The following is a 26,881-nucleotide window of genomic DNA, read 5'->3' on the forward strand; positions in this document are numbered from 1 at the left end:
TAGATACTAACACTATGGAGAAGATCTACCTGCCACTCAAGAATGTACAACCTGAAATCATTCTTCGAGAAAGTATTATGGAAAAGGCAAAAGCTCCATTTACTAGAATGCTTGAATTATCTGTATAATAAATCATATTTTCATTTTTTGAAACAAGTCATAATCCATTGGCATGGATAAATTGGATGTTATTCAAATCTTTCATAAAATATTTGATAATAAAATTTAATGGGCGTAGTTTTGATGCTCAATTAAAAAATTGATAGAATTCGATTACACCATATATACTATAATAATTATGAATACAGATAAAATTTTAGATCAATTAATTCAGATTGGCGTTGATTACGGACCCAAATTACTAGGAGCGATTGTTGTTCTTATTATCGGAGGATGGATTATTAAAGGGATGATCCGCGCTTTCGGTAAAATGATGGACAAGAGCAAAATGGATGATTCTTTAAAACCATTTTTAAAAGGGCTAGTAGGGATGTTACTTAAGGTGATGTTATTTATTAGTGCCTTAGGCATGCTTGGTATTGAAATGACTTCATTTATTGCCATCTTAGGTGCTGTAGGTTTAGCTGTAGGTATGGCTTTATCGGGCACTTTGCAAAATTTTGCTGGCGGTGTTATGATCCTAATATTTAAGCCTTTCAAAATTGGTGATTTCATTGAAGCACAAGGCTATATGGGCGTTGTGAAAGAAATCCAGATTTTCAATACAATCGTTACGACTCCTGATAACAAAACAATTATCATCCCTAATGGAGGCTTATCGACCTCTTCGATGATCAATTATTCAACTGAAGAAGAGAGAAGAGTTGATTGGACAATAGGCATTGCTTATGGTGATGATGTTGATAAAGCGAGAGCTGTTATCAAAAGACTTTGTGATGCGGATTCAAGAATTCTTAAAGCCCCTGAAGTGTTTATTGCTGTTTCGGAGTTAGCTGATAGTTCAGTTAATTTTGCTGTTAGAGCATGGGTAAAAGCACCAGATTACTGGGGTGTTTTCTTCGATTTAAATGAGAACGTTTATAAGACATTCGGTAATGAAGGACTTAATATTCCTTTCCCACAAATGGATGTACATGTTCATAAAAATGATTAATCCTTAACTTATTAATTTGCAAATCTGTATTTGATTCAAATTAGTAAGTCTTAAAAGATACAAAGCCTAGAGATAAAAGATCTCTAGGCTTTTTTTAGGTCTGATAAATTTGTGTATTTTTAAAAACTCAATCTATCCGTACCCTTCTATTTCTTGTATATGCGCTATCTACTTATTATTTGTATTTTCTTCAGTACGAACCTTAAATCTCAAAATATTGATAGCCTAAAATTATTATTACATTCATCAAATAAAATAGAAAAAGTAGAACGCTTAAACCAGATTGCTGAACGCTATTCTTTTTCTTCAAATGATAGTGCTAAGCATTTTGCTAATAAAGCCTTACATCTTGCATTCAAAGATGATAATCAAAAGGGAATAATTAAATCTTATAATATTCTGGGACAGTTCTATTACAAGAAAAACAAGACCGATAGCGCTCTTTATTATTATTACAAATCATTTGATTATTGTCTTGATAAAAATATAAAACGCTTGATCGGTGATAGCCAGAATGGCATTGGTCTTATCCTTATAGAACAACAAAAGTATTCTGAGGCTATAGAAATTTTTGAAAATGCACTTATAATTGCAAAAGAAGTTAATGACAAACTTTTACAAGCATTTATTTACAACAACTTGGGCTTAATTCAGCTTAAAATTTCCAATTACCCTCAAGCCTTAGAATTTAATATTAAAGCCATTGAACTTTTAGAGAAGATTGGTAAGGAGAATATGACATATTCATCACTAAACAATATTGCATACATCTATCTCAAGAACAAAAATTATTCTGAAGCTATTAAATCCATTCAAAAATCTTTGAAAATTTCGACCAAGTCAAATGACATACAAAATATTTTAGTAGCAGAACTGCAACTTGGAAATGCCTATAATTTAACACATCAAAAAGACAGTTCTATTTATTACTATTCTAAAGCATTAGAGCGCGCTGAAAAGATCGGAAATCATAAGTATATAGGGATGGCGCACAGACAAATTGGTCTCATTTTCGATCAGGAATCTAAATTTGAAGAAGCCCTTTTCCATTACAGTAAATCATATGAAAATTCCAAAATTCAGAAATACATTAGTGGTGAAGCAATTGCACTTGTAAGTATGGCATTGTGTTATCTAAAAACTAAGGATCACCACGAGGCTTTAACTCTATCACTACAGGCTCACAAATTGATAAGAGGGACAGAACACAAATCAAGCCAAAAATCTGTTTATAAAACACTAGCAAAGGTTTATAAAGCCAACAACAAACTTGACTCTGCCTATAAATATTTATCTCTTCACAATCAGATTGAGAGAAGTATTTATACCGATAAAAAAGCTCTTGAATTATCAAAACTGGAAACACAATACGACACCAAGAATAAAATTAAAGAAAATCAACTCCTCAAATCAAAAACACAAGTTCAAGAATTAAAAATATCAAACCAGAAGTATACCCTCAATTATATGATCGTATTTTCGATCTTGATTGGTTTGTTGCTCTTTTTTGCAATCTGGCAATACCGCAAACAAAAGTTGTTATCGAATGACTTAGTTTCAAAAAACAAGAAAATAAATCTCCAAAAACAAGAGCTTGATTTATTGATTAATAAGTTAAACGCCACCGTATCAAAACTTAGAGAAGTAAATGCTACCAAGGATAAATTCTTCTCTATTATCGCTCATGACCTATTGAATCCTTTCCATATTCTTTTGGGTTTTTCAAATATCCTCAAACTTCAGTTTGATGATATGAATGATGATGAAAAGAAACAAATGATTACCGATTTATCTGAAACAGCCAATTCAACATTTACGCTTTTAGAAAACTTACTTGAGTGGTCTCGCTCCCAGAAAGGTTTGATTGAAATAAAACAAACAGAGTTTTTCATCATCAACCTAATCGAATCTGTTTTGAATACTTATAAGCTCAATGCACGAACCAAGAATATAGAACTTAAAGTTGATTGTAATCCTAGTCAATTTGTATATACTGATCAGCCAACATTAAATATTTGTCTTTGTAACCTTATCAATAACGCAATAAAATTCACTCCTGAAAATGGAACGATTAACATCAGCGTTCACCAAAACAATGATATACTACGACTAGCAGTTAGTGACTCAGGTATTGGTATGAATAAGGAAACTCAGGATAAGCTCTTCAGAATTGATGAAAGTTTCAGTACAAGAGGTACTAATGAAGAAAAAGGCTCAGGTTTAGGATTAATTCTAGTAAAAGAACTTGTAGAAAAAAATCAAGGTCGTATTTTTGTGGAAAGTGAGTTGGGGAAAGGCAGTCATTTTATTATTGAACTTCCCAATCAGCAATAGATAGGTTTATCTATTGCAATCAGAAATCTCTTTAGAAATATATTTTAATACTCATAAGTTTAGCATATGTTACCCCAATTTTTAATTGCAGCTCCCTCAAGTGGTTCTGGAAAGACAACAATTACACAAGGTTTACTTCGTAGTTTAAGTAATAAAGGTTTCTCAGTTCAAGCCTTTAAATGTGGACCTGATTATATAGATACCAAACATCATGAATGGGCTTCTGGAAATGTTTCAATCAACTTGGATACTTTCATGAGCAGCCCAGAACATGTTAAAAAAATATACTCAAAATACAGTTCAAAGGCAGATGCTACAGTCGTTGAAGGTGTAATGGGACTTTTTGATGGAGCTAACAGAATGGAAGGTAGTTCAGCTCAAATTGCTGAGTTATTGGATATTCCAATCATTCTGGTTATTAATGCAAAAGCGACAGCTTACTCTGTGGCTCCTTTGCTTTATGGCTACAAGCACTTCTATCCTGGAATTAAGATTGCCGGCGCAATCTTCAATTTTGTAAATAGCGAGTCTCACTATCAATTTATGAAAGATGCTTGCGAAGATGTCGGAGTTCAAGCATTAGGTTATGTCCCACGTAATGAAAAAATTAATTTACCTGAACGACATTTAGGACTACAAATATCAGCCGAGGATAATTACGAAGATACTATTAATGCAATGGCTTTACACCTAGAGAAAACCGTTGACATTGATAAAATTCTAGATATCTGTGAATCTAAGAGGCCTAATTATAAGGCTAGTTCTAATAAAACGAATACAAAATTAAGAATCGGTGTTGCAAAAGATGAAGCTTTCAATTTCACTTATCATGAAAACCTAAGAGCTCTATCACAAATTGGTGAAATAAGCTACTTTTCTCCAATAAATGACAGCATCATGCCAAAGGTCGATTTCATATATCTTGCGGGTGGGTATCCTGAATTGTATTTAGATAAACTTTCTCAAAATGTTAGCATGAGGAAGTCAATACAAGACTTTGCTACATCTGGAGGGAAAATACTTGCAGAATGTGGAGGTATGATGTATCTCTCAAAACAAATTATTGACAAAGATGGTAAGCGATTTCCAATGGTTGGTTTTCTAGACCAGAATGCCAGCATGGAAAATATGAAACTAAAACTTGGATACCGAAAGATTAAGTTAAAAGACGATACTCTATTCGGACACGAATTTCATTATTCTCATTTGGTTGATTCAACAGAAGAAACCAAAGATATAGAAGTATATTCTGCACGTGATAAACGCTTAGAGACTCAAGTTATAAGGAAGAATAATGTGCTTGCTTCTTATATCCATTTTTATTGGGGTGAAAAGAATATCTACTCAACATTTTGGGACAAATAATTATAATCAAATAGACAAAATAATTCAATTATCATGGGAAAACAAAATTGGAAACCTGGAACAATGGTCTATCCATTGCCTGCTGTAATGGTAAGCTGTGGGGCAAGTGAAGATGATTATAATATTATTACTATTGCATGGACTGGGACTATTTGTACTGATCCGGCAATGTGTTACATATCAATTCGTCCCAACCGTCATTCATATGATATTATTAAAAAACATGGTGAGTTTGTTATTAATCTTACAACTAAAGATTTAGCTTACGCAACAGATTGGTGTGGTGTAAAATCAGGTAAAGATTTCAATAAGTTTAAAGAAATGAACTTAACTCCTGGAAAATCAAAAGAAATAAAAGCTCCAATTATTGAAGAATCTCCACTTTCTATTGAGTGTAAACTGAAAGAAATTGTACAACTTGGCTCACATGATATGTTTATAGCTGAAGTTGTGAACGTACAGGCCGATGAAAAATATATCGATCCAGAAAGTGGCCAATTCCGCTTAGACAAAGCACAACCTATTGCTTATGCTCATGGACATTACTATGAATTGGGTAAACTTATTGGTCGCTTTGGACATTCAGTTATGAAGAAAAAAACTAAAAAGAAGCTAGCTCTTAAAAATTCAAAAAAATAAAGTATATCGTGTTGATGTCACAAGATCTAACAAGTAAGAATATCTTGTGACACAACTTGATTCTTGGAAGTATCCGTTGATAAAGTAAGTGAAATACAAGTTCCTTTTCCTAATTCAGATTCGATAGTAACTTCTCCATTTAATAAGATAGACAACTCCTTACACAAAGCTAAGCCTATTCCCACTCCTCCATATGATTTCGTCGATGCCATATCTGACTGAATAAAAGGTTTCATTACACTCAACATCTTACTCTTTTCTATTCCAATACCAGTATCTTTCACATAGATCGAAACAAAATTGCTTTTCTCTTCATAGCCCAATTCTATAGAGCCTTCTTGTGTAAATTTGATTGCATTATTTAAGAAATGAGTAATGATTTGTTTTACTCTAAATCGATCTGATTTTACTAAATAAGATTTGTGATTGGGTATATTCAATTCAAAACTCAAGTTTTTATTGCTATTCATCTCTAGTTCGAACCTATAGATCGGATATAACTCATGCAATAAACTAACTAGACAAAATTCCTTATTAACAACCTGTGTTAAATTTGATTCTAATTTAGAAATTTCAATTAATTCATTAAGAACTGCTAGTAACTGATTACTGCCTTCATTTATATAATCGATATATTCCTCCTTTTCATGGCATTCTATTCTTGGACTTTTAAGCAGCTCCGAGAATCCTAAAATAGAATTTAATGGCGTACGTAGTTCGTGAGAAATATTCGATAGAAATGCCGATTTTAGCCTATCCGACTCCTGAGATTTAAGAATGGCTTCACCCAATTCTTTTTTTAAAAGCAGCTCCTGCTTTCTATCAGCCTTAATCAAACTATGGATTAAAACACCTGTAACTATAACAAAAAACCAACCTTTATAGGTTTGTATTTGAGTTGAAAAATCAGCGTTAAAATTAAATAACAACAAAATCATATCAGAAGCAATAATCCATAAAGCTCCCAAAAAAATATAAAGGATTGCTACCCTATTTTCGATATTAAATTCACGAAAATTAATTCTCTTTAAAAAATTCTGCATTTCAATTTTAAGCTTTTAAAGGCAGATCAAAACAGACACTAGTACCAATGTTTAATTGACTTTCAATACTTATAGTCCCCTTATTCTTTTCTATAAGATCTTTGACAATAATAAGACTTAAACCTGTTCCTGATTCCTTATTTGTTCCTTCTTGTTGTATTTTCTTATCAATGTTAAACAGATACTGTATATCATCTTTATTTATACCAATACCATTATCACGAACTAGAACTTTAACTCTATTATTTCTTACTTCAGCAGAAATCTCAACAAATCCACCTTTATGAGAAAATTTAATCGCATTATTAATTAGGTTCAAAACTACAGTTTTAATCATATTTTCATCACCAAATGCTTTAAAATTTATAGGAATAATATTATTCACTTGAATTTCTTTTGCTTTTGCAATGTTTATAAGTGTTTGCAAAACAGAATCAGTAATCTGATTTAAGTCGATTATCTTAGGATTCCATGAAACACCTCCAATTTGAATACGTCCCCATCTTAATAAGTTATCTAAGAGATCATTCATATCTTGAGCTGATTCGTAACAATTACCAATAAATATCGACTTTTCAACTTCCGAAAAAATCTCTGGATTTTTGGTGATAATCTCCAAAAGTCCCAATATCGAAGCAAGAGGCCCCTTTAAGTCATGAGAAATAATTGAAAAAAATTGATCCTTCATTTCATTGGATTCTTTCAGTTCAGCAGATTTTTTCTCCAAACTAGCTCTATTTTCAACTATTTCGCTAACATCATCAATCACCCAAATATTGGCATTTTCGATGTGAGAATATAGCATTTCACTGATATATATTTTAGTCCAAAGAACACTTTCATCTTCTCTTTTTAGAGGGATTTCATTTCGAATAAGAGCCTTACTGCCTTGTAGTTGCTGATATTCATTCATCAGAATGTCATAATTATTTTCACTCAAAAATGTAGACATGATTTTTTTCCCTAAAAGAACTCCTTTATCACATCCAAGAATTTCAGATATTCGATTATTTTGATCAATTATTTTCCCTTCTCCATCAGTAACAACAATACCAACTAATGAATTGTTCAGAATAGCTTTCAAACGTAAATAAGCAAGTTTCGTAAGCTCTTCCTGCTTTGTAATTTCAACATTTTTTCTATTCAAATTATCATTTGCTTCTAGAAGCTCTCGCGAACGTTCTTCAACTTTTTGATCTAATTCCAAATTGCGTCGTTCTAATAACTTTTTCTGTTTATATTTTAAAACTGAATAAACGATCAATAAAAGAATGACAACTAACCCCAGACGTAAAATATTTTTGAATAATCTGATATTCTTTTCAAAAAATGTTTTCTCTCTGTTTATCAAGATAGCTCCTTTAGGCAAATGGTCCAATTCAATATCATATTTAGATAAAATTGAATGATCGAACTTAATTCTAACTGCTGATTTTTCAAAAACCGGAATCATATCAGGATTTGCTCCTTTTACAATGGATAGAGCTAATTCTCCAGCAAATTTCCCTTGCATGTAACCACTGGTTATATATCCCCCAACAATTCCTTTTCCAAGATAAAAATCCCATGAGCTATAGATGGGTACAGAACTAGCCTTACTTACCAACCTAACCGCATCGTTAAATGAATAATAATTTCCATCAGCATCCATTGTAAAGGGTGCTAAATATATCATCCATTCATCAGATAAACTTTTAACTTTATCTTGTACAGCCTTCATATTACTATTATCAGAATACTCAATAACCATATTTTTCTCCAGTTCAGGTAAGGCATTCATGATAATTGCCTTATTTGCCAAACCTGTAACTGTTCTATCATTTATAATTAGAATCTTTTTTTCTGGATGCAACTTGTGCATAAGCATTAAGGTAGAATCAATTGCTGTATACTCAGCAATCCCTGTTACTTGGCTTTCACCCTTTAGTAATTCGGGTTTATAATTATTAATACCACAAAAAATAATTGGGATATTCTTAAAAAATCGGGATCTATTTTTTATCACAAAATTCAAAGCATTATTATCAGAAACAATAATTGCATCGCAAGATACCCTAGGGCATAGAAGTTTATATTTATGCACAAAAGATTCAATAAATATGGGATCTACGAATCTTTTCGAATCTAAATATTCGTAAAAAGTTTCAATTTCATTTTCGCGGGGAGTTAATACAGACTCAATACCACTGGAGATACTATCCGTCCACACAAAACTCTGGTGATAGGAATGTATAACCAGAATATGTTTTTTATCCTTACTTGTGGAAGTCTTACCGAAAGTTAAAAAGGCAGAAGTAAAAACTAGAAATAAACTTAAAAATAAATAGCGCATATGGGATAATTTTTCAAATAATTGAAACCTATTTTTATACTTATAGAATTTACAAAAAAATAATGTTTTTTACTGCATAAAACATCTCATCAACTGCATAAATAGATGATATTTAGTGTTTTTATAATACTCCCTTAAACATACGGGTCATTACATGACAAAAAAAGCCTACACAAGTGCAGGCTTTTCATATACATTCAATCAAAATGAAGTTAAGATATCACTTTAACGTTTTTAATCTTATCGAATTCTATCCATTGAACGAATCATTGCTTCATCTTTACCAATATTTCGAATAGCTAGGTAAGATAAAACAATACTTACTAATGGGAAAGCATTAATAAGGCTATAATTAGCAATTGCTTGCATTGATTCTACTTGAGAATTAACATTATAATACACTAAACCAACCATTCCCAACATACAGAAAATATTAAAAACAGTTAATCGGATTTGACGCATCCTTTTTTTGTAAGAAAAAATAGTCACCAAAACATTTAATACGATAACTGCTAATAAAATAGCAATTGGGTAGGCTTTAAAAAGCATAGGTTCACCTTCTTTTAATGAAGGAATTCCTCGGTATATAAATGAATAAGAATTATTTACTGAGTCGATTAATTCTGCCAAAGGGAAAAAGAACATCAATGTCATTAGGATTAATACACCTAATAGGAATAAAGTTTGAATTCTTTGAATCATAGTTTTGTTAAAATTGAAAATTAATATTTTAGGGTTTTACTTTTCATTTAAAAAGTATTTCCGAACACAAATTTAAACTTAAAAATAAGAGCAGCAAATTTTCATCTACCACTCTTACTCGTCAATTTACAAACAACAAAATTTTCTTCTTGCTTAAGGATCAACCTTTCTTTTTTAAAGACATATAATCGATATAATACAAAAGCTTTACTGATAAAGAATTAAATCTTGTTGCTTCAAATGTACTTTTCAAGTTGTTTATAAAACGATGTGCAATTTTATCATCTTCACTAAATATGGAATTCTTCCAAACTAAAACCAATTCACTTCCTGGAGCAAATCGCCATGAATATACCATATCAATATTAAACGTATTGAAGTTGATATCATGATTATCAGAATAGTCACTCGCCATTAATCGACCATTATCCAACAAAGTACTAAAGTTCTTATATTCCGCCTTAGCCCAATAATGACGGGCCCTAAAACTCAGAGACATCTTATTATTAAAGATGTAATTTGCCGTTAATCTATTCTCCAAATAAGCTGTATTCCTTCTCCCAATATATACATTAGTTAAGCCACCAATTTCTTCGTCATTCACATACCCCATATCATCCAACTGTCTATCCCACTTCATCCTATATTGCATAGTGAACTTATCGTTGAATCGAAATCGAGGTTTTAATGATAAGGAAAAAACAATTAAATCGTCAGTAGAAAAACGTTTCCCATATTCCATCTCAACGTCAAAAGCAAACTCTTTTCTGTAATCAGAGGAGAACCAAAGGCCTAAAAATGCAGAAGAGCCTTTTCTAAGTTTCATTCCATCAACTCTAGGCTCAAAAAAATCGTATTGATGCATAGGTCGAACGTTTCCATAAACACCTACAGAATTATAGGATTTGAATTTAAATCTTGAATTGTAGTAAATGGTGAAACGTGAAAAACGAGCTGGATCATACTGCGTTTCATGACTAATGGTCAAGTTATTATGCTGAGCCAGCAAAATTCCAATAGGCTTATAGAGATGATATCCAAGGCTAAAATTATTTTTAATGACATTATTCCGATTCAAAAAACCCAAATCATTAGGGTTATAATCCTCCGAAATCATCTCATTGTAAAAATTCCAATTGAATTGCCCACTAATTTTCCCTAAAGAGAGTTGATGATAGTGTCCGATTTCGTCGCTGGTCTGTTTTTCGTAACGTTGCGACACCATCCCCTTACCTTTAATCTGGTGAGTACGTGATTTATTTTTAAACAAAAACTCAGTACCACTTACATTTGCCACATAGTCTTCTTTAGGCACATTAACATTCGTATTAAAAACAGAGATATAAGATTCGTTCTTTAAACTCTGATCCAATACCAGCATGTTGTAATTTGCAAATGCCTGGGTCCTAAACTTACGACTGCCATTAGTAATAGTATCCCTTATGTCAGCATATGTATTACGAGTCATAGAATTCAGGAAGCCAATCCCCAATCCTTTACTCGTTCTACCTGATATCTTTGTTGAGTTTATAATTTTGGCTTCAATCGGATTCTCAGTAATGATCTCATTTTCTCCCAAATCATCTTCTACATCATATATGTATTTGGGCATTCCACCAATTCGTTTAGAGTAAAAAATATCACCACGATTAAAAAGTTCAGTGGCTTCAGTAAAGAATTGCCTTTTCTCATCAAACTTGGTTTCGTAAGGCGAAAGGTTCAAAATTTGATCGTCAGACTGCACCTGACCAAAATCAGGAATCAACATCATATCTAGAGTGAAACTCTCATTAATACCATACTTCAAATCAAGACCTCCCCGATAGTTCGTCTCAAATGAAGATTTATCAGACGATTTATCAACATAAACTGAAAAATAGGGGGAAAAAGAAAGACGCGTTGGTGGCTTAATATTCTCTATTCCTTTCAGAATACCTGATTGATTAACCCAACCAGATTCTTCTTTGTCAATAAAATTCCAACTTACTTTTTCCTTTTCGCGTTGTATATTACGAATAATATTGATTCCCCATTCCTGTATATCTTTTTTAGGAAATCGAAGAGCAGAATAAGGAATTTCAAATTCAACACTCCAACCATCTTTTCCAATATGAGCACCACTTTTCCAGACGCCATCCCAATTATTATCTTCTCTATTCTTAACAACTTTAGCATCAATTTGCACTCCCATAGGAGTCACAATAAATTCAAAGGCATCTAATCCATTATTAAAGGGATCTATTAGTAGAAGAATGTAATCCGAATTATTCAAGTCGTCTCGCTTGCTTAGCTCCTTCAAAATCTTGTCAGGCTGATCATCAAACATCATAATGCCTACAATAAGAGAATTATCAGTGTAAACAAACATAGCTTCTGTTCTAAAATTTGAGGGCTTTCCATTATCAGGATCCAATTGAACAAATTCATTAGCAACAGGAATATCTCTCCAAATTGCATCATTTAAAATTCCATCAATTTTAGGAGTATGTTTGACTCGTTTTGCTTGGATCTCTTTTTTTTCGAATCCTTTTACGGGTTGATAGAAAGCAAACAACATGGCAAGTGCCAGGAGTAAGTATTTAATCATAGTGGTTTTGGTTTTCTTTGGATATTTTAGGTCAACTTATATTATCACTTATCATACCAAATCACATACTACACTGACTATAAGAATACAAGATTATTCATCTCTTATAAAAAGTGAACGCTTATAGAACAATTGATGTTCGAAAACGAACATCGATTACCAAAAAAATGAAATCAATAAAAAAGGCTGTTTCTTACGAAACAGCCTTAATAAATATTTTATTGTAAAAGATTAGTTATTACCTAAAATAAGAGGCATACCATCTTTTCCACTACCAATAACGACAACTTTTGCATTTGGAGATTCAGACAATTTAATCGTCGCTTCAATACCACGCATCTTCAATAGAGCGTCAGTCAAACTACTATTAATAATCTTATTTGCTTTAGCTTCACCTTCAGCAGCAATACGCTTTCTTTCAGCCTCACTCTTCTCACGATCAAGCTTAAACCTATAAGCTAGAGCTTCCTGCTCCTGTTTCAGTTTACTTTCAATAGCTGTCTTAATTTTTGCAGGCAAATTAATTGAACGAATCAATAAGGCCTTCATCTCAATATTATTCTTCTTAAGAATTAATGAAGTCTCTGTGATAATTGCATCTTCAACTTCTTTTCTACGAGTAGAATAAATTTCCTCAGCCGTATAACGTCCAGCTACTTGACGAACCGAAGAACGCACCTCAGGGGTAACCAACTGATTGATATAATTCTTTCCAAAGATTTCATGCAGATATCCAATTTTAGTATAGGTTGGATTAAAACGAACGGATACGTCAATATTTACAGACAATCCACTCTTATCCAATACATCCATAGTCTCTTCACTTTTTTGCTCCTTTACGTCATATACATGCAGATCGTTCCATGGTGCAATAACTAAAAAACCAGGCATTATAATATTATCCTTATCAAGTCCTGTAGAAAATTTACGGAAAATAACACCACGCTCTCCTGGTTGAAGCGTTTTAAACATACTCGATCCTGACATAACAAGAATCAGTGCAAAAGCTGCAACTACGATTAAGAAATACGGTTTTTGTTTCATTTTTTGAAGTTTAATGCCCAATTGATTAAATATCACTTTAGTATAAGAACAACTAAAATAGACAATGTTGTATGGGCTTTAGAGTCATTATAATTTTCATTAATAGAAAGGTAAATATAGCATAATATATCCATTGATGGAATAAGAAACCATTTTAATCAATGTCTCTTTTTTTTCATGTATATGCTATTCTCATTCTCCGAATGATTGATTTATTTGTATATTTGGGAACTCGATGGAAAAATAGAAAGTCAAACTTCTCATATCTATTCTACTTTCGAGTTCTATAAATTACTCCAAACAACCATAATAAAGTATTGTTAATCTGCAATTAACAGTTTGCCTATTTTTCTACTTATATTTACAAATAGAATTTGTTGATATGGTTAAAAACTTGAAGCTATCTGAACTATTGCAATTCAAAATTTTAAAAACATATGGAACCTATTAAATCATCAGAACTAATTATTAATCCAGACGGAAGTATTTTTCACTTGCATTTAAGACCTGAGCATCTAGCTGATACGGTTATTCTTGTAGGAGATCCTGGACGTGTAGAATTAGTAGCAAGTTTTTTCGACGAAGTTGAATTAACAATATCGAACCGTGAGTTTGTAACCAAAACAGGTAGCTATAAAGGGAAACGTTTCTCTGTATTGTCAACAGGTATTGGTACTGATAATATTGACATTGTAGTAAACGAATTGGATGCTTTAGTCAATATCGATTTGGAGACACGTCTTCCTAAAAAAGAGCACAAATCTCTAACTCTTGTTCGTATTGGAACTTCTGGTTCATTACAAGGAAATATTCCGGTAGATTCATTTCTTTTATCTAAGAAATCAATTGGATTCGATGGTATGTTAAATTTCTACGCAGGTAGAGATGACGTATCAGATCTTGAATTTGAGAAAGCATTTAAAGAAGGTGTGAATTGGAATCCAAAATTGGCTTCACCATACTTTGTTTCTTCATCTGAGAAAGTAATCAATCTTCTTGACGGGGATGATATGATTCAGGGAATTACGATATCTGCAAATGGTTTTTATGGACCACAAGGTAGAGTCCTTCGTTTGAATACTCTGGATATGGATTTAAATGATAAAATTGAAGCCTTTGAATATCAGGGACAAAAAATCACCAACTACGAAATGGAAAGTTCTGCAATTGCTGGATTAGCAGCTCTATTAGGACACCAAGCTGCAACAGTTTGCGCGATTATTGCAAATCGTGTCAACAAAGATGCTAGCAAGGATTACAAGCCTGTTATAAAAAAACTAATCTTAACAGTACTTGATCGATTGAGTAAATAGTCTAACATATCGAGATTGAAGATTTGTCTTTAGCTTAAGATTTTGAGATCAAAAAGCTCTGAAACCCACAAGAATTGTTCTTCTTAGTGGGTTTTATTATATTTAAGTAACAACAGATCTCAAAACAGATATGAACGAAGAGAAAGTACGTGCTCTAATTTCACTTCTAGATGATTCGGATCCAAATGTTTACATCAACATCAGTAAAGAATTATCTAAGTTGGCAGCCTCAAATATTCCTTATTTGGAAGATATTTGGCTAGAGTCTGACAGCCCTCTTTTTCAAGAGCGTTTAGAGGCGGTTATCGATGAAATTCATCACAATTCAATTATTAAGGAGCTCATAATTTGGAAAAACTCTCCCAAACAAAATCTAATTGATGGAGCCATCCTTATCAATAGAAGCGTCAATTACCATTTGTCGACAAACAATGTAACATCAACAATTAATAAAATTGTTGATGAAATTAAGCCAGAGATTAAAGAACTAGAAAGTTATCTGGAGAGGATAAAGATTCTAAACCATTTCCTTTATTTCATCCACAATTACATGGTTTTATCTCCCAAAGAAGAAACGAATTGGGGAGGAAATATTAGTACTGTTATAGCTCAAAAAAAAGGCAACTATATTATTACATGTATTATTTATGCAGGAATTGCTCAAGCTTTAAAATTACCTGTTACTGGCATTCAGCTTCCCAATAGCATCCTATTATCTTGTGAAAGTTTTATGATTGATCCTGCATCAAAAACATCAAAACGAAATTACTTCTACATCAATCCGATTGATAATGGGACTGTTCTTTCATCTATTCAATTGGAACATGTAATCAAATTCAAAAAACTAAAAAATCTTCCTCAGTATTATAAACCTTGTAATAATCTTGATCTGATCAAACTACTCATTCAAAATCAGATATTCTGTTATGGACGCCAGAGTAATTTCAAATATGTTGAAATTCTAAAAAAGCTATTGAACGTGCTTCTTCATAAGAAGACATGATAAAATAAAAGACAAAAAAAATCTCCAACTCGTATGAGTTGGAGATTTTAAATATCTAGCAATTCTTTATTTTGCGTAGTTGATGGCTCTAGTTTCACGAATAACTGTGATCTTCACCTGACCAGGATATGTCATTTCATCCTGAATCTTCTGAGCAATATCTAATGATAGAACTTCAGCTTCCTTATCAGAAATTTTATCGCTACCCACAATAACTCTTAACTCTCTACCAGCTTGAATTGCATATGTTTTCAATACACCTGGATGTGAAAGAGCTAGGTTTTCAAGATCTTTCAGACGCTTAATGTAAGATTCTACAATCTCACGTCTTGCACCTGGACGAGCTCCTGAAATAGCATCACAAGCTTGAATAATTGGAGCGATTAGAGTTGTCATCTCGATTTCATCGTGGTGAGCTCCAATTGCATTACAAATATCTGGCTTCTCTTTATACTTCTCAGCCAATTTCATACCTAAAATTGCGTGTGGCAATTCCGGCTCATCATCTGGTACCTTACCAATATCATGTAAAAGACCTGCACGTTTTGCTTTTTTAGCATTCAAACCAAGCTCAGTTGCCATAATAGCACAAAGGTTAGCTGTTTCGCGAGCATGCTGCAATAGATTTTGACCATAAGACGAACGGTATTTCATTTTACCGATCATACGAATCAATTCAGGATGTAAACCATGAATACCTAAGTCAATAGCAGTACGCTTACCTGTCTCAGCCATTTCTTCCTCAATCTGCTTACGAGTCTTATTCACAACTTCCTCAATACGGGCTGGGTGAATACGACCATCAGTTACCAATTGATGAAGTGCCAAACGAGCAATTTCACGACGAACAGGATCGAATCCTGAAAGTACAATTGCTTCTGGAGTATCATCTACAATGATTTCAATACCAGTAGCTGCTTCAAGAGCACGAATATTACGTCCTTCACGGCCAATAATACGTCCCTTAATTTCATCAGATTCAATATGGAATATAGTAACTGAATTTTCAATTGCTGTTTCAGTCGCTACACGCTGGATTGTTTTAATCACAACCTTTTTAGCTTCCATATTAGCCGACATCTTGGCATCTTCCATGATATCGTTCACATAAGACATTGCCTCAGTTTTAGCTTCTTCTTTTAAAGAATCTACAATCTGGTTTTTAGCTTCTTCAGCTGATAAACCTGAAATTTTCTCCAACTGTTCAATTTGCTGACGCTTAGATTTCTCAAGCTCCATCTCTTTTCTCTCCACCAACTCCATTTGAACATTTAGGTTCTCACGAATGGTATCAACTTCTTTTTTCTTACGTTGGAAATCTTCTACTCTCTGATTAACTGCAGTCTCTTTTTGCTTTACTTTGTTTTCAACCACCAAAAGCTTAGCATTTTTAGAATTAATTTGCTTTTCGTGTTCCGTTCTAAGCTGTAAAAATTTCTCTTTCGCTTGTAGGATTTTATCTTTTCTAAGAACCTCTGCTTCTGCTTGGGCATCCCTTATGATACCTTCGCTCTTACTTTTTAAAGCACGCTGCAAGACGAAATAGGATATAAATCCGCCTCCAACTAAAGCAATGGCTCCTATGATTATTTCTGTCATTGTTTTTTATATTTAGTCAATACTCAATTTTCTTTATTTAATAAATAACCCGCACCATCACTCAGAACTACCAACTACAACAAATCACACCATCCCTTGGACTGATATGTAATGATTTAAATGCAATTAGCTTCTAAGAAATAATGCGGGCTATTGTTCTTTTAAAGGTGTTCTATTGTTCTTCCTTAATAAAGTCATTCAGTTCTTGTTCCAAAGCTTCCAGTTCCTTTAAAACTGGGGATACATCGGTTTTTGCTTCTGATTCCAATACTTTTACCACAAACTGTAAAGAAGCCATGGCTAAAAAATCCTGAATGTCTTTATCTTTATATTTCTGTTGGTATTGCAATACCTTTTCATTTATAGTTTTTGCTGCCTTTCGAATAATCTCTTCTCTATTCCTTTTTATATTTAAAGGATAAAGACGACCTGCTACATTAATTTTTATCAAAAATTCGTCTGACATAAACAATTTCTATTTGTTTAAAAGAGCAATACACTTGTCAATCTCCCGCACGATTTGGCTAATTTTATTTTTAGCCTGCTGCGAATCACCTGTATTCACAGCAAAAGTCTTTGCCAATTTTAAAGTATCATACTGATGTTTGAATTCTTCGTTTTCTTTGCTTAAAATCTCTACTTGTTCTAACAAGTCCATTTTTTCATGAACTAGCTTGTCCTTTTCGAGCTTTAAATCTTGATACAAAGCAATAAGACGAGAGATTTGCCCTCGTAATTCAGATACTATTTCAATTGACTTTATCTCCATTATCAAAACTTTCTTCTACAAAATTAACATTGCTGTTAAGATAATCAAAAATATTGCTTTCTATTTTCAATTGAAAGCCTTAAAAAAACACATTTTTATTAGTTTTACACTCTCAAAGAATGACACCTTAATTTGGAATACCATGAAAATAAAGCATCTAAACATAAATATTCTTTTTTTCCTATTATTTTTATTATCTCTCCCTTTCTCAATATGTGCTCAAAATATACCTAAGAACTATTTCAGGTCGCCAGTAGATTTTAAAATCACCCTATCTGGAACATTTGCTGAACTTCGAAATAATCATTTCCATTCAGGAATAGATATTAGAACCTTCACAACAGGTAAAAAGGTTTATGCCATAGCTGACGGTATAGTGAGTCGTATTAAAATATCCGCAGGAGGGTATGGTAAAGCTTTATATATAGATCACCCAAATGGATATACATCGGTTTATGCACACTTGAGTAAATTTTCACCAAAAATTGAAGCCTTTATCAAATCGCAACAATACATAAATAAGAAATTTGAAGTTGATATTGATCTTAGCAAGATGAAATCGCATGAAAAAGAGCAATTCAAATTAAAGAAAGGCCGTGTGATTGCCTATTCAGGAAACACAGGTTCATCTATGGGGCCACATCTGCATTTTGAGATTAGAGAAACAAAAAGTGAAAAACCAATTAACCCAATGCTTTTAGGTTTCAAAATTCTGGATACAACAGCCCCTAAAATTTATAATCTATACGTTTATCCTCTTGATAAAAATAGTAGTGTCAATGGAAAAAACACACGAGTAGCTTTCAAGGTTAGTGCATTGAATAAAAACAAATTCATTCTAAAAACAAATAAAATGAAACTGCATGGCAAAATTGGCTTTGCTATTCATACTAATGATTTTCTGGACAATACCTGGGGGAAATGTGGAATTAATAAACTCCAATTAAAAATTAACGATTCTCTAGTCACCAATTATTCACTTAACAAGTTTTCATTCAACGAGAGTAGCTATATCAATTCTCATATGGATTATGAGCTCAACCACGAAAAAAATAGAAAAGTCCATAAAGCTTTTATTGAGCCCAATAATAAATTGAGTTTTTATTCAAAAATGACAACGGATGGCTCATATGGGTTCGATGAGAATAAAAACTATAAAATTGAGTTTTCTGTATTTGATTCCTATCAGAATAAATCAAAACTAGAGTTTACTGCTAAAGGAGATACAACGTCAGTTAACTTCCCAGAGAAAACATTTAGTAGCTTATTTAAATATGAAGATGAAAACAAATTCTCAGAAGCAGGTCTTGATTTAAAATTTCCTAAGAATTGTTTGTTTTCAAATCTTGAATTTGATTATTCTACAAGTCAGGATTCTAGCTTTTTATCACCGATACATCACATACACAAACAAAGTGTAGCACTAAATAAATATTATAGCATTTCAATAAAACTTGATAAAACAGATCAACGTTTATCTGATAAATTAGTCGTTGTTCAAATCGATAAAGATGGGAATGCATCATCAGCTGGAGGTATTTATATTGATGGTCACATCAAGACAAAAACTAAAAGCCTTGGTAATTACGCTGTTTCGATAGATACAATTGCTCCAAGTATCACCACAAAAACCAATTATAAAAACAAAAATATCAAGACTCTGAAATTTATTGATTTTACAATAAAAGATGACTTATCAGGTATTAAATCATATCATGGTGAAATTGATAATAAGTGGGTATTATTCGAATTCGACAGAAAGAAAAACCGACTGTTCTATACCTTTGATAAAAGTAGATTGCCACGTAACAAGAAGCATCAGCTGAAATTAACTGTGAAGGATGCTGTTGGAAATATTGGGACATACAACTGCAACTTTACCTGGTAAGATGAATCGTTTAAATAGGAAGGAGAACCATAACAATTCTCCCTCCATATAAAATTCTATTTTTTCAAGATTGAGAGAAAACTTTATCCAGTTTTAAAACCAATTCATTCTTCGAAATCGGTTTAGAAATAAAATCATCACAACCTACTGAAAAAGCTTTATTTTTATCATCGTCAGTAGAATATGCCGTTTGTGCAATAATAGGTAGATCAGGGCGAATTTCCTTTATTAACCGGGTTGCTTTATAACCATTCATAATTGGCATTTTTAAATCCATCAATACAAGATTCACGTCCTCTCTTAATCGACAGATTTCAACTGCTTCTTCTCCATTTTTAGCGTGAATTACACGACATTTTTGGGTAATATTATTTTCGAGTAATATTTCTAAATATAGAAAATTAACTTCCTCGTCTTCAGCAACTAGAATCGTATATTCAACAGTATCCGATTCAATTTTCATTAAAGTCGGTTGGTATGGAATCGTAATATAAAAGTTAGCCCCTTTATTTTTCTCGGATTCTAAATGAATTTGTCCTCCGATTAATTCGGCATTTTCTTTTGCAATGGATAAACCGAGTCCAAGCCCCACAACATCTTTATGAGAATCTACGGGCGCCCTAGAAAAACGTTCAAAAATAACCTCTTGATCTTCATTTGCAATACCAATACCTGTATCCTTAACATGAATAATTAGTTTATCATCTTTCATATGATAACCTAAGTCAATTTTACCTTCATACGTATATTTAAGAGCATTTTCCAATAGATTATTTAGAATCTTATTCAGTTTTAATTTATCGGTTTTTATCGTACTCTCTAAATCTGACAATGGTCTTTCTAAATAGAAAGCCAATTTCTTTTCCTTTGCTTTTATGTTAAAAAGAGCAAAAATTTCTAATAATAGCTCATTCAAACAAAATTCCTCTTCAGTTGCACTTATCTGATTGGTCCCAAGACGAGATATCTCAAGAATATCATCAATTACTCGCATCAGTTGTTTGCCTGAATTATTTATAATTTTAGTGTAACTTTTTATTTTTTCATTACTTAATTCTTCCTCACATAAAAGACTCGAAAACCCCATTATTCCATTCATAGGTGTTCGGATTTCATGAGACATATTATTTATAAAATCAGTCTTTAATCGATCACTCTGTTCAGCTTTATTTTTTGCTTCGAACAACAGTTTGTTTTGTTCTTTATATTCTTCATTAAGATTTTCAATCTCTTTATTCTTCTGCAAAAGAACTTTTTCTTTTTGCTCTATTTCCTCATAGGCTCTCCTCAATTTTAGGTTATTTAATCCTTGCTGAGCAAGGATTGTTCCTAACTTTGAATAAAACCGCATTATTTGATTTACTTTTTCTTTCGTGTAAGTTGGTATAGAATGAAGAGCCTCGATATATTCAGTTTGATCAAAATCAAATTTCTTAGCCTGATTAATAAAAAACGAATCATTTTCTGGCTTGTCTGAAAATTGAAACTGACCTAAAAAAATTGTAGCGTAATGAACATTATCAATTATAATAGGTTCTGCAATATCCCACATACCATTTTTACAACGGTAAGCTTTATGTTCTTTATCGTGCAAATGAGCAAAAATATACTTATCACTCTCTTGACAGTTCTTAAGTGTTTCGGGATGTTTACGATGGAAATGAGTACAAATCTTCTGCCAACCTGCTGCGACCAAAATTTCGTGATTTACATCAATAATACCAATTGGGATTTGCGTTAATTCATTAAAATCAGTCATCATTAACTGCACTTCCTTAATATCAACGATATCTGCAAACCTTATATCTTGATTCAAATTCATGAGATTTATATTGTTTTTATAAATATAAACAATATGATTATCTTAATAAAATTAAATCCAAATATGATCTTTATTCTCTGGGTGAATGGGGATTAGAATTTATATCGAATTCCTGAGCTCAAACCAATTGAGTATGGCTTGTAATTAAAATTAGAGTCCTTATTTATAGAATTTAAATAGTACTTAAAGGCTGGCTCCATTGAAAGACTAAATTTAGAACTTAATTGGTATTCCATACCTAAGCTAAAGCTTGTGCTGAAGTTTGTAGAACGAATGCCCGATGTTTCCCCTAAAGTCTCTCTTGTACTTTTATTATAGACTCTATTGCCAATCATTAAGTTGGTACTTAATCCTCCACTAAGATGCAATCCAAACTTTTTATCAATAAGACTATATCTTAAAACAAATGGTATTTCAATAGCTTCAAAACTCTGAACCATATCAGGTGAAGAATTTGAACGCGTAGCAAAAAGTTCACTAGAATTTAATCCTTCAGAACTTCCCTTCATAACTATTTTACCCGCAGAAGACTCAATAACTGGATCAAAATCAACTTGCTTGGCCAAAACATTATTAAAAACAGCACTTTCTAATATTTGGTTGCTACCTGCCAATTGCTGACCAAATTTATTATATATGATACCTGTTTGAATAGCCAGTTTCTTTCCTGTTTGCCAATTCAACTTCACTCCTCCTCCAATACTTATCAAACCATTTTCACGCTTATCACCTGATTTATCGCCTTTATAAGAAGAATATGATGACGAAACCTGTCCTAAAATTGACCATTCTTTCTTTTTACCCTCAGCCTTATCAAACTGAATTAGCATACTGAGATTACGAGCAATAATCAATGAATCTTTTAATAATACTGAAGTTGAAACTGTTCTTTCCTTAATACCTGAGTCAAAAAGATTCATAATTAAAGTCGAATTATCTATGATATTCTCTCTCGATTTTGGGAGAACCATTTGCAGACTCATCTCTCTATTTTGAATAATATTGCTTGAATGATGGGTATTTACAGGCAGATTTGTGCTTCTTTGAAATCTTGGTTTATAGTCAGATTGAATTACAGCATCTGCAAGTTGTCCTACTTCATTATCAGTAGCCACAGATTCAGTTTTAGCATTCTCTAAATTTGAATTAGTCTTAATTTCAGCCAATGATTTTTCCTGATACACTTTTACATCTTGCTGAAATAATAAACTATCCGAAAGTGTAAATAATAAGGCTAAAGAGGCAGCTGCTGCTAAAGATATAAAAATCAATGCGGCACGTTTCTTCCTTCTTACAAGCTTAACATCTGCATTAATCTTACCCCAAAGCTCTGGCCTTGGCTGCACAGACAAATCCTTAAGTCCTTCAGAAAATAATTTGTCAATATGTCCATTATTCTTTAGCATATTCTCAAATTGCTTTTATGATCCTGATCATTCCAATACTCAATTAATTTACTCTTTAATATCCCTCTTGCTCTTGCAAGATTCGATTTAGAGGTTCCAACTGTGATTTGCATTACTTCTGCAATTTCGTTGTGAGGGTAACCATCCAAAACATACAAACTAAAAACCATTCTATAACGTTCAGGTAAGTCTTGAATCATTTTTAACAACACTTCTAAAGATGCCTCATTCACATCCAAGTCATCTTCCTCTTCCACGTCGTCGAACTCTTCAACCGGATGAAGCTGTACTTTACTTCTAAATCGTTCTAAAGCTGTATTTACGACAACTCTGCGCATCCACCCTTCGAAAGATCCCTCAAATCGAAAAGAACTCAAACTTTGAAATATTTTAATAAAGCCATCGTGAAGAATATCCTCAGCTTCATCGTAGGATTTCGCGTACCTCAAACACACCCCCATCATTTTGGGAGCATATTCAACATAGAGACTTTCCTGTGCTTTGGATTTGCCCTTAATTGAGTCCTTTATTATCCGCTCAAGTTTCTTATCCTTCAAGTTAAAGCATGTCTTAGGTAACTGATTTCAATATCAAGTTGCAAAAAGGTTCATTTGGTTGCGTCAAAATTAATTCTTTTTTATACTTATTTAAACATCCTACAGAAACAGTGTTCACAAACTTTTTTTTAAGTGACAATTGTTTCATCCTCGTCAAAATAACCTTTTAGACGAATCATAGATCTGTGACAATTTTTTCACAAGGCTTAACGCAACCATTTCAAAAAGTGACATCTCTATGGTGAGATACAAAAAGTAATCTCAATGCTTAGAACTAAGACTAAGAAGGGGAATATGGCCATAAATTCCCTTCTATAATTAGAAAACCATATTAAGAAACAAGAGGTATAGATTATATAATCTATAGCAAACAAATTTAAAAAAATGAAAAGTAAAATTATTTTAGGACTTGGAATCTCTTTAGGTATATTATCAGCTTGTGATGACAATGATGATTTTGATGTGAAATTTGATGCCGTAGGAGACGTGTATGTACGATGCCAAAAGATCGATAATGAAATTAAATACGCTCCAGTTTATGTCGCATACAGTAATATGTACATGTCGAAAGCTGAACTCACTTTTTCGGATGAAGATAGCCCCGTAATCGCTCTAAGTAAATTTGGCGAAAGCGCAATGAAATTTGCTTCAACTCCTGCAATAGAAGATTACAGTACTAATGATATCAACAATGGTGATTACGAATTTAATTTAATCTCTACTGAGTCAGATAGCCTTAAAGTAACAGATAAGCTCTTGGAAGAAAGAATCGATCCTATTGAAATTACAAAATTCGAATACAATGCTGAAAACCACGAAGTCGATATGACTTGGAATACTGTTGAAAACAGAGACATCTACCATATTACGATCGCAACAGAAATCGATGGGCAAACTGTTTTTAAATCTGATATATTAAATGAGAACAAACTATTGCTAAAAGAAACCACATCAGGTTGGAATCCAAATTACACTATGAAAGCTGGAACCACCTACACAGTATGCGTTAGTGCTTACAAGTTTGAGAATTCGAACCAACAAAGTGGCTACCACATCAATCAGGAAAGTGTTGAATATCGCGAAATTGAATGGTAATCCAATCATAATTTCATAAGTGAATCACAACACTCAAATATTTACCGACTAACTAATTATTTTGGGGATGAGCATCAAGAATTCAAAATTGAACTTCTTGGTGCTCTTTTGGTTTTTGCAAAATGAAGAGTATAAAAAAAGGGAGCTAATAGCTCCCTTTTTTAAGTATATTATAATTAACGAATTAATCTCTTCTTCTACGATCAGTAGATCTTCCTGCTCCTTCAGGTTTTCTTCTTCTGTCTCCAGAACCTGAACCTGAACCAGAACGTGATCTGTCTCCAGAACCACCACGTGATCGACCACCTCCAGAGTATCCTCCACGAGATTTATCACCACCGCCAGAGTAACCACCACGAGATCTGCTTCCGCCACGAGGTCTTCTCTCTTCTGTATCTGTAGTTTCTGGACGATCGCCTGAAACTTCAATACGAACAGCTCTTCCACCAACTTCAGCACCAGCAAAACCTTTGATGATTTCTTCAGTGAATTCCTTATCTACATCGAAGAATGAGAATACACCCTTAAGGTCAACTCTTCCTACATTTTTACCACGAACACCACATTGCTTATGAATCAATGTTAGTAAGCTTGGCACATCAATACCATCTTTACGACCAACATTGATGAATAAACGATCTTCAGTACTAACCGCACCATCATTCTGACGAACACGTTTCTGAGTAGAAGATCTCATATTTAGATCTTGAGCATTCTTGTAATAGTCCCAGAATCTATTAAATTCTAGAGAAACCATACGTTTTACTAACTCTTCACGATCAAGGTCTTTCAACTCTTCGTGAATAGCTGGTAAGAATTGCTGAATTGCTTCCTCTTCAACATTCACGTCTATTACACGTTTCATGAAATTCAAAAGCTGACGTTCACAAACCTCTGCTCCACCAGGAATCTTCACTTGAGCAAATTCCATTTTTAAACGACGAGAAAGATCTTTGATTTTTCTCTCATCACGAGGTGTAACTAAAGCAATTGAGATACCTTTTTTCCCTGCACGTGCAGTACGTCCCGAACGGTGAGTATAATATTCTAACTCATCAGGAAGGTTATAATGCAATACGTGTGTTAAATCATCAACATCGATACCACGTGCAGCAACATCAGTCGCAACAAGCATTTGCAATGATTTGGTTTTGAAACTACGCATTACTCTGTCACGCTGAACCTGAGATAAATCTCCATGAATAGCATCGGCATTGTAACCATCTTTCATCAACAATTCTGCAACCTCTTGAGTTTCCTTACGAGTACGACAGAAAACGATACCATAGATATCAGGATAGAAATCGACAATACGTTTTAATACATTGTAACGATCTCTATTGTTCATCAAATAATACTGATGCTCAATATTTGTATTAGTAGTATTAGCCCCACCAACTGTCACCTCTACAGGATCAGTCATGTAATTCTTTGAGATTCGACGAACCTCACTAGACATAGTTGCTGAGAATAACCAGGTTAGCTTTTTATCAGATGTAGTAGAAAGGATAGAATCAATATCTTCCTTAAATCCCATATTCAACATCTCATCAGCCTCATCAAGAATCACATATTCTACTTTTGATAAGTTGATAGCTTTACGACGAATCAAGTCTAATAAACGACCCGGAGTTGCAACAACAACGTGTGCACCTCTTTTAATCTTTCTAATCTGATCGTCGATACTTGCTCCACCGTAAACATTTACAACATTTAAGTTCAAAATGTTTTTTGAGAATGTTTTAAGATCATCAGCAATCTGAATACCTAATTCACGTGTTGGAGATAAAATAAGAGCTTGTGGGATCTTCTCATCTGGCTCGATTAGTTGTAACAATGGCAGGCCGAATGCTGCCGTTTTTCCCGTTCCCGTCTGTGCTAGACCAACAAAATCGCTTCTTCCTTCTAAAAGAACTGGAATTGCTTTTTCCTGAATAGCTGTTGGTGTTGTGAAGCCTAATTCTGTAATGGCTTCCAAAATTGGTTTAGATAAACCTAAGTTTTCAAATGAATTCATTCGAATGATTTAATTGTGACATGGCATGATGCCCCCTGTCACACTAAAATTTTCAATTCGAAGCGAATGAAACCCTTGACAAAAGAACGTCTACCAAATAATTTATGAAGCCGCAAAGGTAACCATTAATAACTTAAATCATCATTTTTTGGATTTTTACTTCACTAAAGGTATGCAGCACGCACTAAAGTACTCTTTTAAAATCGAATATCTAAATATAAATACTCCTCAGCTGTGGATATATCGAAGAAC

At 33.0% G+C, this 26,881-nt stretch carries 20 protein-coding genes; 8 read left to right on the plus strand and 12 right to left on the minus strand.

The window, feature by feature from the left end:
* Positions 1–298: 298 nt before the first annotated feature.
* The 4 genes from ACXR6G_RS00295 to ACXR6G_RS00310 all read left to right on the plus strand — a co-directional run bounded on the left by ACXR6G_RS00295 (position 299) and on the right by ACXR6G_RS00310 (position 5,452).
* The gene (locus ACXR6G_RS00295; RefSeq protein WP_458359393.1) at positions 299–1,114 is read left to right on the plus strand and encodes a mechanosensitive ion channel family protein; all 816 of its coding nucleotides are present in this window, start codon (positions 299–301) and stop codon (positions 1,112–1,114) included.
* Positions 1,115–1,273: 159 nt separating this feature from the next.
* Positions 1,274–3,448, plus strand: a complete 2,175-nt coding sequence (locus ACXR6G_RS00300) for an ATP-binding protein (protein WP_458359394.1) — start codon at positions 1,274–1,276, stop codon at positions 3,446–3,448.
* Positions 3,449–3,514: 66 nt separating this feature from the next.
* Positions 3,515–4,813: a cobyrinate a,c-diamide synthase gene (locus tag ACXR6G_RS00305; RefSeq protein WP_458359395.1), complete on the plus strand. Its 1,299-nt coding sequence runs from the start codon at positions 3,515–3,517 to the stop codon at positions 4,811–4,813.
* Between the two features lie 33 nt (positions 4,814–4,846).
* On the plus strand, positions 4,847–5,452 hold the full coding sequence (locus ACXR6G_RS00310) for a flavin reductase family protein (RefSeq protein ID WP_458359396.1): 606 nt from the start codon (positions 4,847–4,849) through the stop codon (positions 5,450–5,452).
* A 26-nt stretch (positions 5,453–5,478) separates the two neighbouring features.
* On the opposite strand, the gene ACXR6G_RS00315 is transcribed toward ACXR6G_RS00310, so the two are convergent.
* From ACXR6G_RS00315 to ACXR6G_RS00335, 5 genes are all read right to left on the minus strand, one after another.
* Entirely contained in the window at positions 5,479–6,495 is a 1,017-nt protein-coding gene (locus ACXR6G_RS00315) for a sensor histidine kinase (protein ID WP_458359397.1), read from the minus strand.
* 7 nt (positions 6,496–6,502) lie between these two features.
* Positions 6,503–8,827 (minus strand): ABC transporter substrate binding protein, encoded by a 2,325-nt coding sequence (locus ACXR6G_RS00320; protein WP_458359398.1) that lies wholly within the window; start codon positions 8,825–8,827, stop codon positions 6,503–6,505.
* A 240-nt stretch (positions 8,828–9,067) separates the two neighbouring features.
* Positions 9,068–9,529, minus strand: a complete 462-nt coding sequence (locus ACXR6G_RS00325) for a DUF4293 domain-containing protein (RefSeq protein WP_458359399.1) — start codon at positions 9,527–9,529, stop codon at positions 9,068–9,070.
* 160 nt (positions 9,530–9,689) lie between these two features.
* A complete protein-coding gene (locus ACXR6G_RS00330; RefSeq protein ID WP_458359400.1) occupies positions 9,690–12,116 on the minus strand; it encodes a DUF5916 domain-containing protein in 2,427 nt (808 codons plus the stop codon).
* A gap of 231 nt (positions 12,117–12,347) precedes the next feature.
* Positions 12,348–13,160, minus strand: a complete 813-nt coding sequence (locus ACXR6G_RS00335) for a prohibitin family protein (protein ID WP_458359401.1) — start codon at positions 13,158–13,160, stop codon at positions 12,348–12,350.
* 437 nt (positions 13,161–13,597) lie between these two features.
* Here ACXR6G_RS00335 and ACXR6G_RS00340 point away from each other — a divergent pair, with 437 nt between their 5' ends.
* The gene (locus ACXR6G_RS00340; protein ID WP_458359402.1) at positions 13,598–14,473 is read left to right on the plus strand and encodes a nucleoside phosphorylase; all 876 of its coding nucleotides are present in this window, start codon (positions 13,598–13,600) and stop codon (positions 14,471–14,473) included.
* A 130-nt stretch (positions 14,474–14,603) separates the two neighbouring features.
* A complete protein-coding gene (locus ACXR6G_RS00345) occupies positions 14,604–15,476 on the plus strand; it encodes a transglutaminase family protein (RefSeq protein ID WP_458359403.1) in 873 nt (290 codons plus the stop codon).
* Positions 15,477–15,542: 66 nt separating this feature from the next.
* Here the strand turns inward: ACXR6G_RS00345 and rny are convergent, their stop codons facing one another.
* From rny to ACXR6G_RS00360, 3 genes are all read right to left on the minus strand, one after another.
* Positions 15,543–17,075, minus strand: a complete 1,533-nt coding sequence (gene rny / locus ACXR6G_RS00350; protein ID WP_458359404.1) for a ribonuclease Y — start codon at positions 17,073–17,075, stop codon at positions 15,543–15,545.
* A gap of 172 nt (positions 17,076–17,247) precedes the next feature.
* Positions 17,248–17,541 (minus strand): cell division protein ZapA, encoded by a 294-nt coding sequence (locus tag ACXR6G_RS00355; RefSeq protein ID WP_458359405.1) that lies wholly within the window; start codon positions 17,539–17,541, stop codon positions 17,248–17,250.
* 9 nt (positions 17,542–17,550) lie between these two features.
* On the minus strand, positions 17,551–17,844 hold the full coding sequence (locus ACXR6G_RS00360; RefSeq protein WP_458359406.1) for a hypothetical protein: 294 nt from the start codon (positions 17,842–17,844) through the stop codon (positions 17,551–17,553).
* 142 nt (positions 17,845–17,986) lie between these two features.
* On the opposite strand from ACXR6G_RS00360, the gene ACXR6G_RS00365 reads away from it, so the two are divergent.
* The gene (locus ACXR6G_RS00365; RefSeq protein ID WP_458359407.1) at positions 17,987–19,732 is read left to right on the plus strand and encodes a M23 family metallopeptidase; all 1,746 of its coding nucleotides are present in this window, start codon (positions 17,987–17,989) and stop codon (positions 19,730–19,732) included.
* A gap of 64 nt (positions 19,733–19,796) precedes the next feature.
* On the opposite strand, the gene ACXR6G_RS00370 is transcribed toward ACXR6G_RS00365, so the two are convergent.
* The 3 genes from ACXR6G_RS00370 to ACXR6G_RS00380 all read right to left on the minus strand — a co-directional run bounded on the left by ACXR6G_RS00370 (position 19,797) and on the right by ACXR6G_RS00380 (position 23,517).
* Positions 19,797–21,554: a PocR ligand-binding domain-containing protein gene (locus ACXR6G_RS00370; protein ID WP_458359408.1), complete on the minus strand. Its 1,758-nt coding sequence runs from the start codon at positions 21,552–21,554 to the stop codon at positions 19,797–19,799.
* A gap of 92 nt (positions 21,555–21,646) precedes the next feature.
* Positions 21,647–22,960, minus strand: coding sequence for a hypothetical protein (locus ACXR6G_RS00375; protein ID WP_458359409.1), 1,314 nt, complete (start codon positions 22,958–22,960; stop codon positions 21,647–21,649).
* Complete coding sequence (locus ACXR6G_RS00380; RefSeq protein ID WP_458359410.1) at positions 22,954–23,517, minus strand: RNA polymerase sigma factor; 564 nt, start codon at positions 23,515–23,517, stop codon at positions 22,954–22,956. Before ACXR6G_RS00380 ends, ACXR6G_RS00375 begins: the two co-directional genes overlap by 7 nt.
* Before the next feature lie 384 nt (positions 23,518–23,901).
* Here ACXR6G_RS00380 and ACXR6G_RS00385 point away from each other — a divergent pair, with 384 nt between their 5' ends.
* The gene (locus ACXR6G_RS00385; RefSeq protein WP_458359411.1) at positions 23,902–24,612 is read left to right on the plus strand and encodes a hypothetical protein; all 711 of its coding nucleotides are present in this window, start codon (positions 23,902–23,904) and stop codon (positions 24,610–24,612) included.
* 184 nt (positions 24,613–24,796) lie between these two features.
* Here the strand turns inward: ACXR6G_RS00385 and ACXR6G_RS00390 are convergent, their stop codons facing one another.
* Positions 24,797–26,629, minus strand: coding sequence for a DEAD/DEAH box helicase (locus ACXR6G_RS00390; RefSeq protein ID WP_458359412.1), 1,833 nt, complete (start codon positions 26,627–26,629; stop codon positions 24,797–24,799).
* Positions 26,630–26,881 lie beyond the last annotated feature (252 nt).

This window comes from Ancylomarina sp. YFZ004 (assembly GCF_054254355.1).

Coding starts and splice junctions, on each gene's coding strand:
- ACXR6G_RS00355 (WP_458359405.1), bottom strand. CDS start 17,541: ATGTCAGACGAATTTTTGATAAAAATTAATGTAGCAGGTCGTCTTTAT.
- ACXR6G_RS00340 (WP_458359402.1), top strand. CDS start 13,598: ATGGAACCTATTAAATCATCAGAACTAATTATTAATCCAGACGGAAGT.
- ACXR6G_RS00370 (WP_458359408.1), bottom strand. CDS start 21,554: ATGAATTTGAATCAAGATATAAGGTTTGCAGATATCGTTGATATTAAG.
- ACXR6G_RS00360 (WP_458359406.1), bottom strand. CDS start 17,844: ATGGAGATAAAGTCAATTGAAATAGTATCTGAATTACGAGGGCAAATC.
- rny (WP_458359404.1), bottom strand. CDS start 17,075: ATGACAGAAATAATCATAGGAGCCATTGCTTTAGTTGGAGGCGGATTT.
- ACXR6G_RS00345 (WP_458359403.1), top strand. CDS start 14,604: ATGAACGAAGAGAAAGTACGTGCTCTAATTTCACTTCTAGATGATTCG.
- ACXR6G_RS00375 (WP_458359409.1), bottom strand. CDS start 22,960: ATGCTAAAGAATAATGGACATATTGACAAATTATTTTCTGAAGGACTT.
- ACXR6G_RS00365 (WP_458359407.1), top strand. CDS start 17,987: ATGAAAATAAAGCATCTAAACATAAATATTCTTTTTTTCCTATTATTT.
- ACXR6G_RS00300 (WP_458359394.1), top strand. CDS start 1,274: ATGCGCTATCTACTTATTATTTGTATTTTCTTCAGTACGAACCTTAAA.
- ACXR6G_RS00330 (WP_458359400.1), bottom strand. CDS start 12,116: ATGATTAAATACTTACTCCTGGCACTTGCCATGTTGTTTGCTTTCTAT.
- ACXR6G_RS00325 (WP_458359399.1), bottom strand. CDS start 9,529: ATGATTCAAAGAATTCAAACTTTATTCCTATTAGGTGTATTAATCCTA.
- ACXR6G_RS00385 (WP_458359411.1), top strand. CDS start 23,902: ATGAAAAGTAAAATTATTTTAGGACTTGGAATCTCTTTAGGTATATTA.
- ACXR6G_RS00295 (WP_458359393.1), top strand. CDS start 299: ATGAATACAGATAAAATTTTAGATCAATTAATTCAGATTGGCGTTGAT.
- ACXR6G_RS00315 (WP_458359397.1), bottom strand. CDS start 6,495: ATGCAGAATTTTTTAAAGAGAATTAATTTTCGTGAATTTAATATCGAA.
- ACXR6G_RS00320 (WP_458359398.1), bottom strand. CDS start 8,827: ATGCGCTATTTATTTTTAAGTTTATTTCTAGTTTTTACTTCTGCCTTT.
- ACXR6G_RS00390 (WP_458359412.1), bottom strand. CDS start 26,629: ATGAATTCATTTGAAAACTTAGGTTTATCTAAACCAATTTTGGAAGCC.
- ACXR6G_RS00305 (WP_458359395.1), top strand. CDS start 3,515: ATGTTACCCCAATTTTTAATTGCAGCTCCCTCAAGTGGTTCTGGAAAG.
- ACXR6G_RS00310 (WP_458359396.1), top strand. CDS start 4,847: ATGGGAAAACAAAATTGGAAACCTGGAACAATGGTCTATCCATTGCCT.
- ACXR6G_RS00335 (WP_458359401.1), bottom strand. CDS start 13,160: ATGAAACAAAAACCGTATTTCTTAATCGTAGTTGCAGCTTTTGCACTG.